This is a genomic window from Streptomyces sp. NPDC052910 (assembly GCF_055585605.1).
Genome location: NZ_JBVJJR010000003.1, coordinates 82171 through 96057, shown reverse-complemented (window position 1 = coordinate 96057; position 13887 = coordinate 82171). Strand labels below are relative to the sequence as shown.

Annotated in this window: 15 protein-coding genes and 2 pseudogenes; 9 read left to right on the top strand and 8 right to left on the bottom strand. The window is 71.7% G+C overall.

Annotated elements, in window-relative coordinates; translation table 11 throughout:
- Window positions 1-769: 769 nt before the first annotated feature.
- Entirely contained in the window at window positions 770-1519 is a 750-nt protein-coding gene (locus tag ACZ6X9_RS11440) for a hypothetical protein (protein WP_469777773.1), read from the top strand.
- Between the two features lie 15 nt (window positions 1520-1534).
- Here the strand turns inward: ACZ6X9_RS11440 and ACZ6X9_RS11435 are convergent.
- Window positions 1535-1678, bottom strand: a pseudogene (locus tag ACZ6X9_RS11435) (IS5/IS1182 family transposase); the annotation flags it as partial.
- A 201-nt stretch (window positions 1679-1879) separates the two neighbouring features.
- Between ACZ6X9_RS11435 and ACZ6X9_RS11430 the strand changes: the two are divergent.
- Window positions 1880-2524, top strand: a pseudogene (locus ACZ6X9_RS11430) (IS5 family transposase); the annotation flags it as partial.
- A gap of 223 nt (window positions 2525-2747) precedes the next feature.
- Here the strand turns inward: ACZ6X9_RS11430 and ACZ6X9_RS11425 are convergent.
- From ACZ6X9_RS11425 to ACZ6X9_RS11415, 3 genes are all read right to left on the bottom strand, one after another.
- Window positions 2748-3326, bottom strand: coding sequence for a sugar O-acetyltransferase (locus ACZ6X9_RS11425; protein ID WP_469777772.1), 579 nt, complete (start codon window positions 3324-3326; stop codon window positions 2748-2750).
- 204 nt (window positions 3327-3530) lie between these two features.
- Window positions 3531-3689, bottom strand: coding sequence for a hypothetical protein (locus ACZ6X9_RS11420; protein WP_469777771.1), 159 nt, complete (start codon window positions 3687-3689; stop codon window positions 3531-3533).
- On the bottom strand, window positions 3686-3976 hold the full coding sequence (locus ACZ6X9_RS11415) for a hypothetical protein (RefSeq protein ID WP_469777770.1): 291 nt from the start codon (window positions 3974-3976) through the stop codon (window positions 3686-3688). Before ACZ6X9_RS11415 ends, ACZ6X9_RS11420 begins: the two co-directional genes overlap by 4 nt.
- 116 nt (window positions 3977-4092) lie before the next feature.
- Between ACZ6X9_RS11415 and ACZ6X9_RS11410 the strand changes: the two genes are divergently transcribed.
- Both ACZ6X9_RS11410 and ACZ6X9_RS11405 read left to right on the top strand, forming a co-directional pair.
- Complete coding sequence (locus tag ACZ6X9_RS11410) at window positions 4093-4929, top strand: helix-turn-helix domain-containing protein (RefSeq protein WP_469777769.1); 837 nt, start codon at window positions 4093-4095, stop codon at window positions 4927-4929.
- Window positions 4917-5150: a DUF397 domain-containing protein gene (locus ACZ6X9_RS11405; protein ID WP_469777768.1), complete on the top strand. Its 234-nt coding sequence runs from the start codon at window positions 4917-4919 to the stop codon at window positions 5148-5150. The genes ACZ6X9_RS11410 and ACZ6X9_RS11405 overlap by 13 nt, the downstream gene beginning before the upstream one ends.
- Here ACZ6X9_RS11405 and ACZ6X9_RS11400 read toward each other — a convergent pair.
- The 3 genes from ACZ6X9_RS11400 to ACZ6X9_RS11390 form a co-directional block, all read right to left on the bottom strand.
- A complete protein-coding gene (locus ACZ6X9_RS11400) occupies window positions 5132-6610 on the bottom strand; it encodes a hypothetical protein (RefSeq protein WP_469777767.1) in 1479 nt (492 codons plus the stop codon). The genes ACZ6X9_RS11405 and ACZ6X9_RS11400 overlap by 19 nt on opposite strands.
- 77 nt (window positions 6611-6687) lie before the next feature.
- The gene (locus ACZ6X9_RS11395; protein ID WP_469777766.1) at window positions 6688-7833 is read right to left on the bottom strand and encodes a glycosyltransferase family 4 protein; all 1146 of its coding nucleotides are present in this window, start codon (window positions 7831-7833) and stop codon (window positions 6688-6690) included.
- Between the two features lie 23 nt (window positions 7834-7856).
- Entirely contained in the window at window positions 7857-9005 is a 1149-nt protein-coding gene (locus tag ACZ6X9_RS11390) for a hypothetical protein (RefSeq protein ID WP_469777765.1), read from the bottom strand.
- Between the two features lie 76 nt (window positions 9006-9081).
- On the opposite strand from ACZ6X9_RS11390, the gene ACZ6X9_RS11385 reads away from it, so the two are divergent.
- The 4 genes from ACZ6X9_RS11385 to ACZ6X9_RS11370 all read left to right on the top strand — a co-directional run bounded on the left by ACZ6X9_RS11385 (window position 9082) and on the right by ACZ6X9_RS11370 (window position 12755).
- The gene (locus ACZ6X9_RS11385) at window positions 9082-9228 is read left to right on the top strand and encodes a hypothetical protein (RefSeq protein WP_469777764.1); all 147 of its coding nucleotides are present in this window, start codon (window positions 9082-9084) and stop codon (window positions 9226-9228) included.
- A 762-nt stretch (window positions 9229-9990) separates the two neighbouring features.
- A complete protein-coding gene (locus tag ACZ6X9_RS11380; protein ID WP_469777763.1) occupies window positions 9991-10200 on the top strand; it encodes a hypothetical protein in 210 nt (69 codons plus the stop codon).
- A 131-nt stretch (window positions 10201-10331) separates the two neighbouring features.
- Entirely contained in the window at window positions 10332-10946 is a 615-nt protein-coding gene (locus ACZ6X9_RS11375; RefSeq protein WP_469777762.1) for a restriction endonuclease, read from the top strand.
- A gap of 702 nt (window positions 10947-11648) precedes the next feature.
- Window positions 11649-12755 carry an MsnO8 family LLM class oxidoreductase gene (locus ACZ6X9_RS11370; protein WP_469777761.1) on the top strand — a complete coding sequence of 369 codons (1107 nt, stop codon included), beginning with the start codon at window positions 11649-11651 and terminating at the stop codon, window positions 12753-12755.
- Window positions 12756-12888: 133 nt separating this feature from the next.
- On the opposite strand, the gene ACZ6X9_RS11365 is transcribed toward ACZ6X9_RS11370, so the two are convergent.
- Entirely contained in the window at window positions 12889-13212 is a 324-nt protein-coding gene (locus ACZ6X9_RS11365; protein WP_469777760.1) for a hypothetical protein, read from the bottom strand.
- 164 nt (window positions 13213-13376) lie between these two features.
- On the opposite strand from ACZ6X9_RS11365, the gene ACZ6X9_RS11360 reads away from it, so the two are divergent.
- Complete coding sequence (locus ACZ6X9_RS11360) at window positions 13377-13838, top strand: SgcJ/EcaC family oxidoreductase (RefSeq protein WP_469777759.1); 462 nt, start codon at window positions 13377-13379, stop codon at window positions 13836-13838.
- Window positions 13839-13887: the final 49 nt, after the last annotated feature.

Sequence of the window (13887 nt, the reverse complement as noted above, 5' to 3'; positions counted from 1 at the left end):
GGCCATGGCGAACGAACCTCTGCTCATCCCCGTCGATCGGCTCCGTCGCGCTTTCGACGTGGCACTCCGGCACATCGAAGCGACGGCCGGGACCACCGTGACGCTCAAGGAGGACTACTTCTGGTCGGTCCCGGGTGATGAGGCCTACGACGTCCACACGGAACCCGGAGCGCTGACGATCGGGCAGCTTTCGGACTCATGGCAGCATCTCGAGGATCTCCTCGCTCACGAGGACCAGGCCGTGGGGCACCACTTGGTGTGGCTCGCCGACGTGCTCCGGGCGATCGGCCGGGACACCCCTGAGCGCTGCCCGCGGGTGACAGGCGGAACCGCGGTCCAGAGGCTGTCCGAAGGGCCCGGCGATCGGCCTCGGGTGGCCCTGCCGCCGCGCGGTGCCCATTCCCGCATACTGCGCACCACCGGCCCCAATGCTGCCCGGCCTTGCGCCGTGAGTGCGTGGCGGACGCGTGGAGGCCGGCCCCCGGCGCGGCCACAGACGGATCGCGGCGAGGGGCACCGTGCGTCGGACACTGCCCAGGGAGTGTCCGACGGGTCGGTACGGGCCCTGCGACCGACCGGCGTAAGCCGGTATCGGGTTGCGCGTGCGCGGCAGTGCGCAAGGTTGGTCGACACGTCGCTGGATGGGGTGATTATTACGTTCGTCCCATTACCTGCGGCGGGTGTCGGTGGTCTCCTGGCGTAGTTCCGTCGCGGGCCTGGGCGCCCGCGACGAGCGGACCTTGGGGAGGACCCGGCGATGATGCGATCGATGATCAGACGCGCGTGGAGGCCGGCAGTCGCCGCCGCGATGGGCGTATGTGCCTTCGTGGGGATGACGGCGCCCGCGCCTGCCGCACCGGAGCGGCAGCCTCAGGCTGGGGCTGCCGCTTCGGGCTACCTGAACCTGCACCAGTGCGTGTACTACTCGTCCTCGGCGACGAACCACTTCACGACGGTGGTGCCGAGCGGTGACGGCCGGTTCGCTGCGGGGACGAACGTCTCCGGCACTGCGGACTCGCAGGTGTCCTGCGGTGCGGGCGACGGGAACTACCAGCTCGTCCCACTCCTGTCGGGCGTCAAGGCGTTGAACCTCGCCTCCGGGCGCTACTTGAACGTCCACCAGTGCGTGTACTACTCGTCCTCGGCGACGAACCACTTCACGACGGTCGTGGCGAGCGGTGACGGCCGGTTCGCAGCGGGGACGAACGTCTCCGGCACCGCGGACTCGCAGGTGTCCTGCGGCGCGGGTGACGGCAACTACCAGCTCGTCCCACTCCTGTCGGGCGTCAAGGCGCTGGACCTGACCTCGGGGAGGTACGTGAACCTGCACCAGTGCATGTACTACTCGTCCTCGGCGACGGACCACTTCACGACGGTGGTGCCGAGTGGTGACGGCCGGTTCGCTGCGGGGACGAACGTTTCCGGCACCGCGGCCTCACAGGTGTCCTGCGGCGCGGGCGACGGCAACTACCAGCTCGTCCCACTCCTGTCGGGCGTCAAGGCGCTCTCCGTGGCCTGAGGACTGTCCGGCGGATCAGGAGCGAAGCCAGAGGCGGATGACAACGACGGTCGCCGTGCCGTGGAAGACGTACGCCCGCTTGTCGAAGCGGGTGGCCACGGCACGGAAGCCCTTGAGGGTGCCGATCGTTCGCTCGACTTCGTCGCGGCGCGGGTGGATCGTCCGATCGCGGCGGTCGGGCCCATCCCCGACCTGCGGAAACACTTCAACGCGGTGATGTGGCGCTTCCGCACCGGCAGCTCCTTGCGCGACCTGCCCAGCGAGTTCAGGCCCTGCACCTACGACCGCTTCCGCATCTGGGTGGGGCAAGTTGCCTTCCAACAGCGGATGGAGGCGACGATCGCCGCGGCAGCCGCCCGCGGCGAGATCGACATGGGCCTGGTCAACGTGGACTCCGCGACGTCCCGGGCCCACCACCATGCCGCCGGGATGATCCTCAATGTGGAGCAGTTGACGGCCCTGGAGGCGGCCGTCGAGTCCGAAAAGGGGGAGCCTCGACGGAACAAGAGCCGCACAAGGGACACCCCGATGACGGCGAGCGAGCCGAACGGCGCCGGACCCGCCGTCGGCACCGCGCCCGCTTGAAGGCCGCTGAAATGGGGCGTTCCCGGGGTGGGTTGACCAGCGAGATCCACCTTGCGACCGACCGGCGCTGCCCCCCGCTGGCGTTCGTCCTCACGCCCGGACAGGCCGGCGACAGCCCGCAGTTTCCCGGTCCTGGAGCGGATCAAGGTGCGCGGGCCGGTCGGGCGCCCGAGGACCCGGCCGGACGCCGTGGCCGCCGACCAGGCGTACTCCTCCCGCCGCAACCGCCGCTACCTGCGGAAACGAGGGATCCGCGGGGTGATCCCTGAGAAGTCGGACCAGGCCGCCCACCGCAAGAAGCGCGGCTCGCGCGGCGGCCGTCCCGTCAGCCACGACGCGGACTTGTACACCGAGCGCAACACTGTGGAGCGCTGCATCAACCGCCTGCGGAACTGGCGCGGCATAGCGACCCGCTTCGACAATGCGATGCTCCGGCTCCGCAGCATCGCACCGCATCCCTGATCAAAGTCCAGACGGCGCCTTCTCCGTCCAGAAGCCGCCGGCGGGTGTTGATTTTCTGCGAGCAGAAGCCGGGCTTGCGTCCGCAGCGGTCGCCGCTGCCGTGCTTGTAGCGGGGCCGCAGCCGGTTGCGCTGGACGGTCACAACACGCAGCTCGAAGTCGGTATCGGTCCAGACGGACAGTCAGCGTTCGGAACCGCGGACGGCTTCGGACGGTGCCTTCAGCCGTCGGCGTTCGACCACGCTCGTGCCCGTCACCACGCTCATCGCTGGTACGTCTTTCGCCACCACGGAGCCGGCTCCGACCACGGAGCCCCGACCGATCGTCACTCCAGGCGTGATCGTGGCGGCAGCCCCGATCCAGACCTCGTCCTCGATCACGATGGGGGCGTGGGTGATGCCGTCGTAGCGCTCATCGAGCTCGACCGGGTGACCGGCGGTGCTCAGGGTCACCCCGGGGCCGATCAGGACCCGATCACCGATCGTGATGCCGCCGAGGTCGAGGAAGTAGCAACCCTGGTTGATGAACACCTTCTCGCCGAAGGTGGCTCCGAGGCCGTAGTCACAGTAGAAGGGCGGCAGGATCGACAGAGAGTCGGGGAGGGGTCTGCCGAAGATCTCTCCGAGCAGCGTCCTCCTCGCGCCGAGGTCGTCGAAGGGGAGGGCGTTGAGACGCGCCGTCAGTGTCATGACGAGCTGCACGCGTTCCGCGAAGGCCCGGGACTCGGGCGTTCGACTGCGGATGCGTTGTTCGTTGCGCATGGGGCCGGTGCTCCAGATGCTGAGCCGTCGGGACAGGATCTTCCGTGAGTGATACGTGTCGCCCCCGGTGATCCCTTGGAAACCAGTGGGTGTGCAGGTAGGCATTACAGCTTCGCGGTCTCCGCCACGCAAACAACCCCCTGCGCGATGGAAACAACCATCTGTTGTGCTGATCAGGTCCTGTGTGGGAACTCCAGACAGGACCTAGTGTGCCCGGCGGAGGTGGCGGCCCATCTCCGCCGTCAGCTCCACCGCCGTCTCCCGGTCGCCCGCCCGCCAAGCGCGGTAGTACGACTCCTTGATCCGCCGGCACTCCGCGCAGGCCCCGCCCGGCCGGTACCCGCCGGCCGCCTCCCCGCTCACCGGAGGCCGTCCCGGCGGCGGCTGAGGGCGTTCACCGCCGCGACGCGCGGGCTCAGCGTCTCCGGCCGCGCCGCCTTGTACACGCGCAACGCGGCGGCCAGCGTCTTCGCCTCCGCACCGCCGAGCGGGTCCAGAATCGACACGAACACCGCGCCGTTCAACGGCGGTTCAGGTGCCACCCGGACGTCCATGCCGGCCGCCGCGAACGCGTCGTGCAGCTCGGCCGCCAGACGGGCGGTGGCCTCCCGGAGGGCGGGGAGGTCGGGGCAGCGGTGGTCACTGGGCATGCGGGGGCACTCCGTGGGGTGGGGTTGTTCCGATTCCGTTCTCAGCATCGCGGAGTGGCGCTACGCTCACCAGCGGTAACGTTTTCGGCTCCGCTACGCGTAAACGGACGGCAACCGTGCCCGCACTCAAGGAACTTGACCCCTCGGCTTCCCTTCCGTGCCTGTACGGGGCGAAGGTGCGGAGACTCCGTGTCAAGGCGGGGTGGTCCCAGAGGGAGCTGGGCGACAGGATTCCCATTGCCCACAGCCGGATTGCCCAGTTCGAACTGGGCAAGGAAATCCCGACCAAAAAGGTTTCGGACCGGCTTGACGAGGTGTTGGGAGCGGATGGTGACCTGATCGAGCTGTGGGAACACGTCACGAAGGCGCCGCCTTTTGACCCCTTCGCCAAGTTCGTGGAATGCGAGGCGAAGGCTGTCGCCATGTACAAGTACCTGGCACACAGTGTTCCGGGTCTGTTGCAAACGGCTGATTACGCGCGAGAAAGCATGCGGTTGGCACTTCCTTGGCTTTCCCGCGAAGAGATCGAAGAAAGGGTGCGGTATCGCATCCGTCGACAGCGAGTCCTCAGGCGGTCCGAACCTCCTCTCCTTTGGGTGGTCATGGACGAGGCGGTGTTGCGGCGACCGGTGGGTGGACCAGCGGTCATGGGTGACCAACTGATCCGAATTCTGGAAGCCGCGACGGTTTCCAATGTGGAGATTCAGGTTCTCCCTTTCCAGGTGGGAAGCCATGCCGCGATGGGAGGGTCGCTGACTCTGCTGTCATTCAGGAACGCCCCGGATATCGCCTACCTTGAGGGAGGCTCGGTCAAGGAGCTTGTGCGAGACAGGACGGCTGTGGCCAGGCACTCTCACCGCTATCATCTGGTCCACGCTTCCGCGCTGCCTCCCGGACCGTCCGTCGCCATGATCGAGGAAATGGCGAAGGAGTACAGGGCGTGCGTGCGCTGAGCAGTTCCGGGTGGTGGAAATCCGCCTACAGCGGGGGTGAAGGCGACTGCGTCGAAGCGTCGGTTGGCGTACAGGTCTGCATCGGCATAAGGGACAGTAAGCGTCCGCACACAGCTACCCTTCGATTCCCCGCACCCGCCTGGCGCGCCTTCACGCAGGGGCTCTGCCGCGCCCACGAGGGCGAGGCAGAGCCCCTGTTCCGTCACGCCGCCCGGACCTGAACAAGCGTCGACGGTGACGTCCGGTTGCCCACCTGGAAGGTCAGGGCCGTGTCCGCCGGGACCGGTGCGTCCGGGAGGGCTTTGACGGCGACCCAGGCGGCGGAGGTCGCGCTCCTGCCGCGGAGGGCCAGGTCGACGCCCTCGAAGGTGAGGGCCTGCTCGTCGGACTGGAGGGTGCCGGGGAAGGTGCGGGTCGTGAACTGGGCGTCCATGACCGTCAGTTGGTACCCGCCTTCGGCGACGAAGCGCAGCCCCCGGCCCGGGGGAAGGGTGACGCGGACCTTCTGGGGCGGGACGGTGCCGTCCGCGTCGGCGCGCAGTTGGATGCCGGGGTAGCGGGTCTCGCCGGCGCGGGTGAGGGTGATGGGTGAGCCGCCGGGGGCGAGGGAGAACGGGGCGGTGGCGGCGCCGACGCGGAGGTGTACCTGGCCGTCGAGGTCCGTGCCGCGCAGCCGGGCGGTGATTTGCAGGGGGCCTTCCTGTGGGCCGGCCTGGAGGGTGCCGGCGGGGACGGTCAGCCGGCCGCTGCCGTCGGTCCTGGCCGTGAAGGTCAGCGGTGCCTGGCCGCCGTAGGAGAAGTGGGAGCCGGTGGAGTGGGGTTCGAGGAGGAGCGTCACCTCCTGGGCGGCCAGTGGCTGGTTGGTCTCGTCGAGTAAGCGGATGCGGAAGGCGTCGAACGGGGTGTCCTTCGGGGCCGAGAGGGGGGCCTCGGCGGAGCTCTCCGGTTCCGTGCCGGCGATGCGGTAGTCGTGGGCGGGTGCCGAGAGGCGTACGGAGACGCAGGCGAGCATGGTGCCGGTCCAGTAGCCGTCGGCGGTGTCGTCCGCGAAGGAGAGGTAGGCGTCCGGCGACTGGGCGATGAAGGACTTCCGGTACCGCTTCCACTGCCGGCGCCAACTGCCGCCGGGGATCGGGTCGCGCCGGGCCTGGGGGACGGCGATGTAGTCGTTGTCGAGGGGCTTGCCGGCGTCGCGGAGGCGGCCGTCCACGACGCTGTAGTACATGGTCGTGTCGTGTGGGTTCTCGTTGTACCAGGGGGAACTGGCCCAGAAGGTGACGTCGTACTGGGCGCCGGGGATCAGGCCGGAGAGGTGCTGTCCGACGTAGCCGTGACGGCTGTTGCCGCGGCCGACGAGGTCGACCGAGTTGCTGCCGTCGACCTCGCCGTAGGCGTCGCTCTGGGCGAACGAGTACTCGTGGTTGTCGACGTCGATGTAGTCGCCGGGGTTGGCGCCGGGCCGGCCGTTGCTGCTGCCGTTGCCGCCGTAGTCCCAGTACACGAGCCGTACGTTGTCCCCGCCGGCGGCGACCGCCCGGCTGAAGCCGCATTCGTCGGCGTTGAAGCGCGGTCCGGCTTTGAAGCCCCCGTCTTTGACCAGGTTGGGGTTCTGGTCGGCCGGGGCGGGGCCGGGCGCCGGAGCGGCGGCGGGTTCAGGTTGCGGAGGTGTGGTCGACGGCATGTGGATTCTCCTTCGCTGGTGCCGGAGTCGAGTTACCTGGTGGGCCGGAGAGGGTGTCCGGGGCGCGGTGGCCCCGCTCAGCCCGTGGAGAGGGGCCCGGCCGCGACCGGACTCGCGGAGACGGGAAGGGGCGCGGGCTGCGGGCCGCCCGCGACGCGGAAGGAGCGCCGGCGCCGGGCGTCGTACAGCGACTCGACCGCCTCGCACCAGAGGTCGAGGTCGGGGGTGGCGGCGAGCGCGTCGGAACGGGCCCGGGCGCGACGCGAGGCACGCTCCCAGTTCGCCGGGTCCTTGAGCGACTTCAGCGCGTGCAGCCACGCGTGGAGGTCGTCCCGGTAGGCGAAGATGCCCGCGTCGCCGAGGGATTCGACGAGACCGGGCGTCGGATGGGCGATCACCGGGATGCCGGAGGCCATCGCCTCGACGGCGACGCGCCCCCACGACTCGTACAGGCTGGGCATCAGCATGACCCGGGAACGCCGGTAGACGTGGGTGCGCATGTCGTTGCCGGGGACGCTTTCCGCGACTTCGCAGTGGGGAAGGCGCGTCGGCGGCAGGATCTGGGTCCCGTAGGAGCCCTTGACGCCGAGGAAGCGCCAGTCGGGCGACCAGGCGGCGATCTGCCAGAAGACGTCGCCGCCCTTGTCCGGGTTGAGGTTGACGAGGGTGGCGTGGTCGCCGGGTTCGGTGCGGTAGTCCTCCGCGATGACCGGTGGGCGGACGACGATCGTCCGGCCGGGCAGGAACTCGGCCGGGTAGCGCGCGTAGTGGATCTCGCCGTCGCGCCGGATCCACTCGCTGTTGTAGACGACGAGGTCGGCGCCGGCCGCGTTGTGGTAGCTCGTGGCGAAGTTGTCGTGGCAGATGACGATCACGGGGATCCGGCGGGCGCGGGCGAGTCCGGACACCAGCGGGACGTTCTCGAAGTGGGACAGCAGGACGTCCGCGCGCTGCGCCTCGGCGGCGAAATCGGCGCCTTCCTGGAACGGGACGACGCGGACGCCGTCGATCTCGTAACTCTCCTCGACGGTGCCGGGGTGCGAGAGCCAGACCGTGACGCGGTGGCCGCGCGCGGCCAGGGGGCGGAGCATCGAGTGCAGCATCCATTCGGACCCCGCGTTGTGGGCCGGCGGGTATCCGTACACCCGGGCCGCGAGGGACATGCCGCGCGGCTTCCCGGGGCGGGCGGGCCTGGGCGGGCGGTTGGCCTTCACCGAGTCCACGGGCTGGGGCTCCTTCCGTACGCTCACCAGGTCCGCGCGTCCGCGACGACGGGCGTGGAACGGGCGGCGCGGACGCCGACGCAGAAGGTGAGGGCGGCCGGTTCCATGGAGGGGGCGGGCGCGGCCGGGGAGTCGGCGGGCCCGGCGGGGGAGCCGGTGGGCGAGGGCGGGTTGTCCGGGGGTGCGGCCGGGGAGCCGGTGGACGACGGCGGGGTGTCGGCGGGCCGGGCTGGGGGATCGGCGGGTGAGGGCGGGGAGTCGGCGGGTGCGGGCAGGAACCCGGCAGGTGCGGTGGAGGAGCCGGCGGGTGGGGCGGGGGTGTCGGCGGGCTGGGCCGGGGGCCCGGTGGGCGTCGCCTCCACCGCGACCCAGACCGTCGATTCCGTTCCCCGGCCGGAGAGGAACAGGTCGACCCCGGGGAAGAGGAGCGCCTGTCCGTCCGCCGAGGCGTGCCCGGGGAAGAGGTGCCGGGTCCCGTGCCGGTCCTGCACGGTGATCGTGTGGTGGGGACCGCCCTCGGCGGAGAAGCGCAGGCCCCTGTCCCGAGGGAGGGCGACGTGGACGTCCTGCGGGGAGACCGTGCCGTCCTCGTCCGCCCGGACCCGGACGCCCGGGTAGCCGACCGGGTGGTCGCGGTCGAGAGTGACGTCGGGCGGGCCGCCGGGGGAGACGGCGAAGGGGATGTCGTCGACGATCCTGACGGGGGTGGACGGGGAGGCCGCCCCGCCCAGGCAGAAGAGGAGCCCGGTGGTTCCGGGGCGGGCGTCGTCGGCGGCCGTGACGGCGACCCAGGCCGTCGACTCCGCTCCCTTTCCGGGCAGCGCCGGGTCGACTCCCTGGAAGGTGAGGGAGCGGCCGTCGGGGGAGGGATGGCCGGGGTACGCGGTCGTCCTTCCGTCGGCGTTCCGCACGGTGAGCAGGCAGTTCGCGCCGCCTTCCGCGTGGAAGCGGAGGCCCTTGCCCCGGGGGAGGGCCACGTAGACGTCCAGGGGTAAGACCGGTTCGGCGGCGGCCGCCGTTATCCGTACACCGGGATAGCCGGTCTCACCGGCGACGGCCAGCACTACGTCGGGGGGTCCGCCGGGGGTCACGGTGAAGGGGGCGGCGGGGAGCGGGGTTTCGGCCGGGGGCCGGGGTCCCGTGGACTGCGGTGGAGGCTGGTTTTCCGGCACGGAGGTTTCCCTTCGTCGCTTCGTCGCTTCGTCGCTGTGCGGACGGCATGGCGCGGCTCGGCTCCGCTCCGCGCGCATGCCGGGGCGGTCGGCCGGGCGGTGGTACGACGTACGGGTCGGTGATCCGCAACGTGAGCCGGGCGGCGGGGAGTTCGCCCGGGCGGTGCGGATGCCACGGTGTGGCGTGCTGCGGTACGGCGTGCTGCGGTACGGCGTGCTGTGATGTGGCGTGCTGCGATGTGGCGTGTCGTGGTGCACGGCATGTGCGCCGGGACGTGCCACGCCTGACGTGCCGTGAACGGCGTGGTGCGGACGGCGTGGTGCGCGGAGGCCCGGGAGGAAGGCGCCGTGGACGACGCGCCGGCGCCCGACGCGGCGCCGCCCTCCCCGGGCCCGGGGCCCTCGCCTGTGCCGCCCCGGCCCTGCCGCGACGCGCGGGGCGGGTTGCCCGACTGCGGAGTACGGCGGGACACGGGACGAGGATTGACGGGAACCTCCGCCGTGTCCGACAAGGTTGGCGCGGGAGGGACGTTCGCGAAAGAGGGGGAGACGGGACAAAAGAACGTCCCTGCCACGATCCCTTCCCGCCACCTCCGGGCCCCGCCCACCCCAGCCGCCTCCCCGGCCGCGTCGCCCCTCAGCGGCCCCTCCCCGTCGGCCCCACCGGCCACCCGCGCTCCACCGTTGACCAAGGCGTCACGGCCCGAAGCGCCTCATGATGGCCGGGACCGGCGGGGAGGAAACAGGCCGCCCGTGCAGCCCGTTCGCGACCGGGACCGCCGACCGGTTCCCGTCCCCCCGCCTCACCGGCCGCGCGATATCCGGACACAAGTCCGCTTGCTTTGTGCCAACCGCCGGTGATCCGGCATCGGTCCCGGCCGGGCACGGCTACACAGAAGTGCCGGGCGGCGCTTCGCCGTCCGCGTGCCGGGTGGAGCTTCGCGTCCACGTGCCGACGAGCGGTGGCCGGGGGAGGTGGGGACGGGTGCTGACGATCGACGTGACGGTGCTGCTCGCCGTCATCGTCGTCCTGCGGCTGGCGCGGCGTACGGAGGCCCGCAGCCGCAACGACGAGAAACTGACCGTCGTGATCGTCCTGGCGCTGGGGATCTTGATCGCACCCACTCCGGTGGGCCGGGCGATCCACGACATCGTGGGACAGCTCGCCGACAGCGTCACCAAGGCGGGTCGGTGAGTCCCCGCGCGCGCGGGTCGCGGGCCGCGAGGACCAAGCGGGTGCCGGGGCGGGCGGTGCCGCGCCGACGTCCCCCGAAGCCGGGTGGGCGCGGGCGGCGGCGGGCGGGTAGTCGGCCGGCCGGGCTTCTCGTGGCCGCGGTCGCGGCCGCCGCGCTGGTGACGGCCGTCGTCGAGTGGCTGTCGGCCCACTGGTGGGTCGTGGTCGTGCTCGGGATCCTCGCGCTGACGGTAGGCGGCGTCCTGCTGTACCGGAAGCGGGAACGGACGCGGTGGGAGGCGGTCCGGGCCCGGGGGCTGCGGTACGGGCTGGGCGAACTGGACGCCCTGCACCACGCCCGGTTCGAGGAGGCCGTACGCGACCTGATGCGCCGCGACGGCTACCGGAACGCGGTCCGCGTCGGGGGCGGCGGTGACCTGGGCGCCGACGTGAAGGCCGTCGACCCCTACGGGCGGCGGTGGGTGGTCCAGTGCAAACACCGGCGCAGTGGTCCGGCTGGTTCCGCCGTGGGCACGCCCGACCTTCAAGTCCTCAACGGCACCGCCCGTCCCGTCCACGGCGCGGACGTCGCGGTGATCGTCACGAACGGGCGGGTCACGAGGCCGGCCGTCGCCTTCGCCCGGCAGCAACGGCTGCACGTCGTGGACCGCCAGACGCTCGGAGTGTGGGCCTCCGGTTCGCGTCCCCTGTGGGAACTGCTCACTGCTCTGCCGCCCTCCCCGCGGAAGCCGGCCGGCCTCTCGTGACGGTGGTCGAGGCGGTGGGCGGCCGGGGCTCGGCTTCCGGGCCCCGATCGGCCGGCCCTCCGGGCCCAGGCTCCCGGACCGCAGGCCCCACGGACCAGGCTCCCAGGCCCCACGGACCAGGCTCCCAGGCCCCTCGGGCCAGGCCCTCAGGCCCTCGGACCAGGCCCCCCGGGCCCTCGGAGCAGGCTTTTAAGCTCCCGGACCGGGCTCCCAGGTTCCCGGACCAGGCCTTTAAACCCTCGGACCAGGCCCCTCGGCCCCCCGCACCAGGCTTGTAGGCTCCCGGACCAAACTTCCAGGTTCCCGGACCGGGCTCCCAGGCCCTTGGACCAGGCCTCTCGGAACCCTGCACCAGGCTCCCCGGACCAGGCTTTCAGGCTCCCGGACCAGATTCCCAGGCTCCTGGACCAAGCCCTCAGGCCCTTGGGCCAGGCCCCTCGGAACCCCGCACGAGGCTCCCCGGACCAGGCTTTCGGGCTCCCGGACCAAACTTCCAGGCTCCCGGACCAGGCTCCCCGGGACCCAAGACCCCAGAACCTCAAGCTCCCAAGCGCCTCAGGGCCCCGGCGCCTCAGGTCCCCAAGCACCTCAGGGCCCCAAGCACCTCAGGACCCCAGCGCCCCCGGGCCCCGACCCGGGGATCCGGCACCCCGGGCCTCGGCCTGGGAATCCGGCGCCACGCCCCGCGCGTTGCAGCGGAGCGTGAGCCTTGCGCGTATTCCCTTCTCCGTCCTCGACCGCTCCCGTACGCGGCGCGGGCGTGAGCCCGGTGAGGCGCTGCGGGACACCGTCCGGTTCGCGCGGGAGGCGGAGGCGCTCGGTTACCACCGGTTCTGGGTCTCGGAGCACCACAGTGTGCCCGGTGTGGCCGGATCCGCTCCCACCGTGCTCGCGAGCGCCGTCGCCGCCGCCACGTCGCGGATCCGTGTCGGCACCGGCGGGGTCATGCTGCCCAACCACCGGCCGATGATCGTCGCCGAACAGTTCGGGGTGCTGGAGTCGCTGTTCCCTGGGCGGATCGACCTGGGGGTCGGGCGGTCCGTCGGGTTCACGGACGGCATCCGGCGGGCGCTCGGGACCGGGAAGGAGGCGGTGGACGACTTCGAGGAACGGCTCGCCGAACTGGCCGAGTGGTTCGACGGCGGCGCGGTCGCGTACCCGCAGGTGCACGCGCGTCCGGCCGAGGGGCTGCGGGTGCCGATGTTCGTCCTGGCCAACGACGCGGGGGCCGACATCGCGGCCCGCGCGGGCGCCGCCCTGGTGATCGGCGGGCTGCGTGGCGAGGACCGGCTGGTCGAGGCCGTCGAGCGGTACCGCAAGGGGTTCCGGCCGTCGGCCGGGCGCGCCGAGCCGTACGTCGTGCTCGCCGGTGACATCGCCGTCGCGGCGACGGAGGAGGACGCGCGGCGGCTGCTCGTCCCGGAGGCGTGGGCCCTCGCCCACTCCCGCACGCGCGGCGTCTTCCCGCCCCTGGAGCCGGCCGAGGAGATCGAGGCCCGGCCGATGACCGACCGCGAGCGCGGCCATTTCGAGAACGCGCTGCGCGGGCACGTCCACGGGACGGCGGAGCAGGTCGCCGGCCGGCTGTCCGCCCTGGTCGAGCGGACGGGCGCGGACGAGGTGCTCGTCACGGCCAGCAGTCACGACCGCGCCGCCCTGCTCGACTCCTACCGGCGGCTGGCGGGACTGGCGGGACTGGCGGGACCGGCAGGGGGGACGGGACCGGTGGGGTCGGCCGGGCCGGAAGGGGCGGCCGGGCTGGAAAGGGCGGCTGGGCCGGAGGCGGCGGCGGGGACGGCGGGCGTCTGACCCGGTTCCGCCGCCCACGACGATTCAGCCACCGCAGCACAACTCAGCCGGCTCAGGCACCTCAGGCACCTCAGCCGACTCGGGCACCTCAATCGGCTCGGGCAACTCGATCAGTTCAGGCGACTCGATCGACTCAGGCGAACATGACACTGTGCGGAAGAGCTCCGCCGAAGTCCACCGAGACGCCCGGCTGCACGGTCTGGCGCGTTCCCTCACAGCCCCGCTCGGCGAACACCGTCGCCCTGGTGGTGGTGCGGTTGGCGGCGCTCTTCGCCCCGCCGACCAACAGGAAGCACTCGCCGTCCACGGGATCGTGCAGCGCGAGGTCCTCCCCGTCGGCGTTCACATAGGTGAAGTCCCCCGTGGCCGCCTGGGCGTTGGCGGGCACTCCGCCGAACAGCGCGACGGCGGCGCCGACGGACACGGCCGTCCGTACGACGTTCCTGAATGGCCGCATGGCGATTCCCCCCGGACGTCAGTGGGGGCGTGGCCCCCTGGTTCGGCTCCAGGGTCGTCGCTTCCACCCCTGTCTTGAAGGGGGTGGGTGCCTTTGCCATCCGAATGGATGACGGGCCGCCCGGCCTGATCGCGGTTGACCTGAAGCGCACTTGAGGAGGCAGAGTGATCCACATGAGCAGCGAAACCGCCGGGACGACCGGCATCGTCGAACCCGCCGCAGCCACCGGGTGGGCCGCCTCGGCCGAGGACGTCAAGGCGATCGAGGACGTGGTGGCCGAGGTCGAGCGCACCCAGCGCGCCAAGGACGTGGAGGGATTCCTCGCCCTCTTCCACCCCGAGGCGCTGTGGACGACCGCGCACGGCAAGGTCCTCATCGGCTTGGACGCGATAGCCGAGTTCACGCGGGCCGTGCTGCCCGCGGCGAGCTGGGACGGAGACGTCGGCTACCAGCCGGTGCACGTGCAGTTGCTCCGGCCCGATGTGGCGGCGGTCAAGGTGCGGCAGGTGTACCACTCGGCGGAGGGGGATTCGGAGGGCGCGCCCCTGTACGTCATGACCAGGCACGGCGACGGGCGCTGGCTGTTGCACGCCTGCCAGAACACCCAGGTGCACACGGGGGAGTGACCGGCGCCCCCGCCGGGCGCCCTCCGGGAGGGGAGAGGGCGCCCGAGGC

Coding starts and splice junctions, on each gene's coding strand:
- ACZ6X9_RS11425 (WP_469777772.1), bottom strand. CDS start 3,326: ATGCGCAACGAACAACGCATCCGCAGTCGAACGCCCGAGTCCCGGGCC.
- ACZ6X9_RS11400 (WP_469777767.1), bottom strand. CDS start 6,610: ATGCCGTCGACCACACCTCCGCAACCTGAACCCGCCGCCGCTCCGGCG.
- ACZ6X9_RS11440 (WP_469777773.1), top strand. CDS start 770: ATGATCAGACGCGCGTGGAGGCCGGCAGTCGCCGCCGCGATGGGCGTA.
- ACZ6X9_RS11415 (WP_469777770.1), bottom strand. CDS start 3,976: ATGCCCAGTGACCACCGCTGCCCCGACCTCCCCGCCCTCCGGGAGGCC.
- ACZ6X9_RS11365 (WP_469777760.1), bottom strand. CDS start 13,212: ATGCGGCCATTCAGGAACGTCGTACGGACGGCCGTGTCCGTCGGCGCC.
- ACZ6X9_RS11385 (WP_469777764.1), top strand. CDS start 9,082: ATGCCGGGGCGGTCGGCCGGGCGGTGGTACGACGTACGGGTCGGTGAT.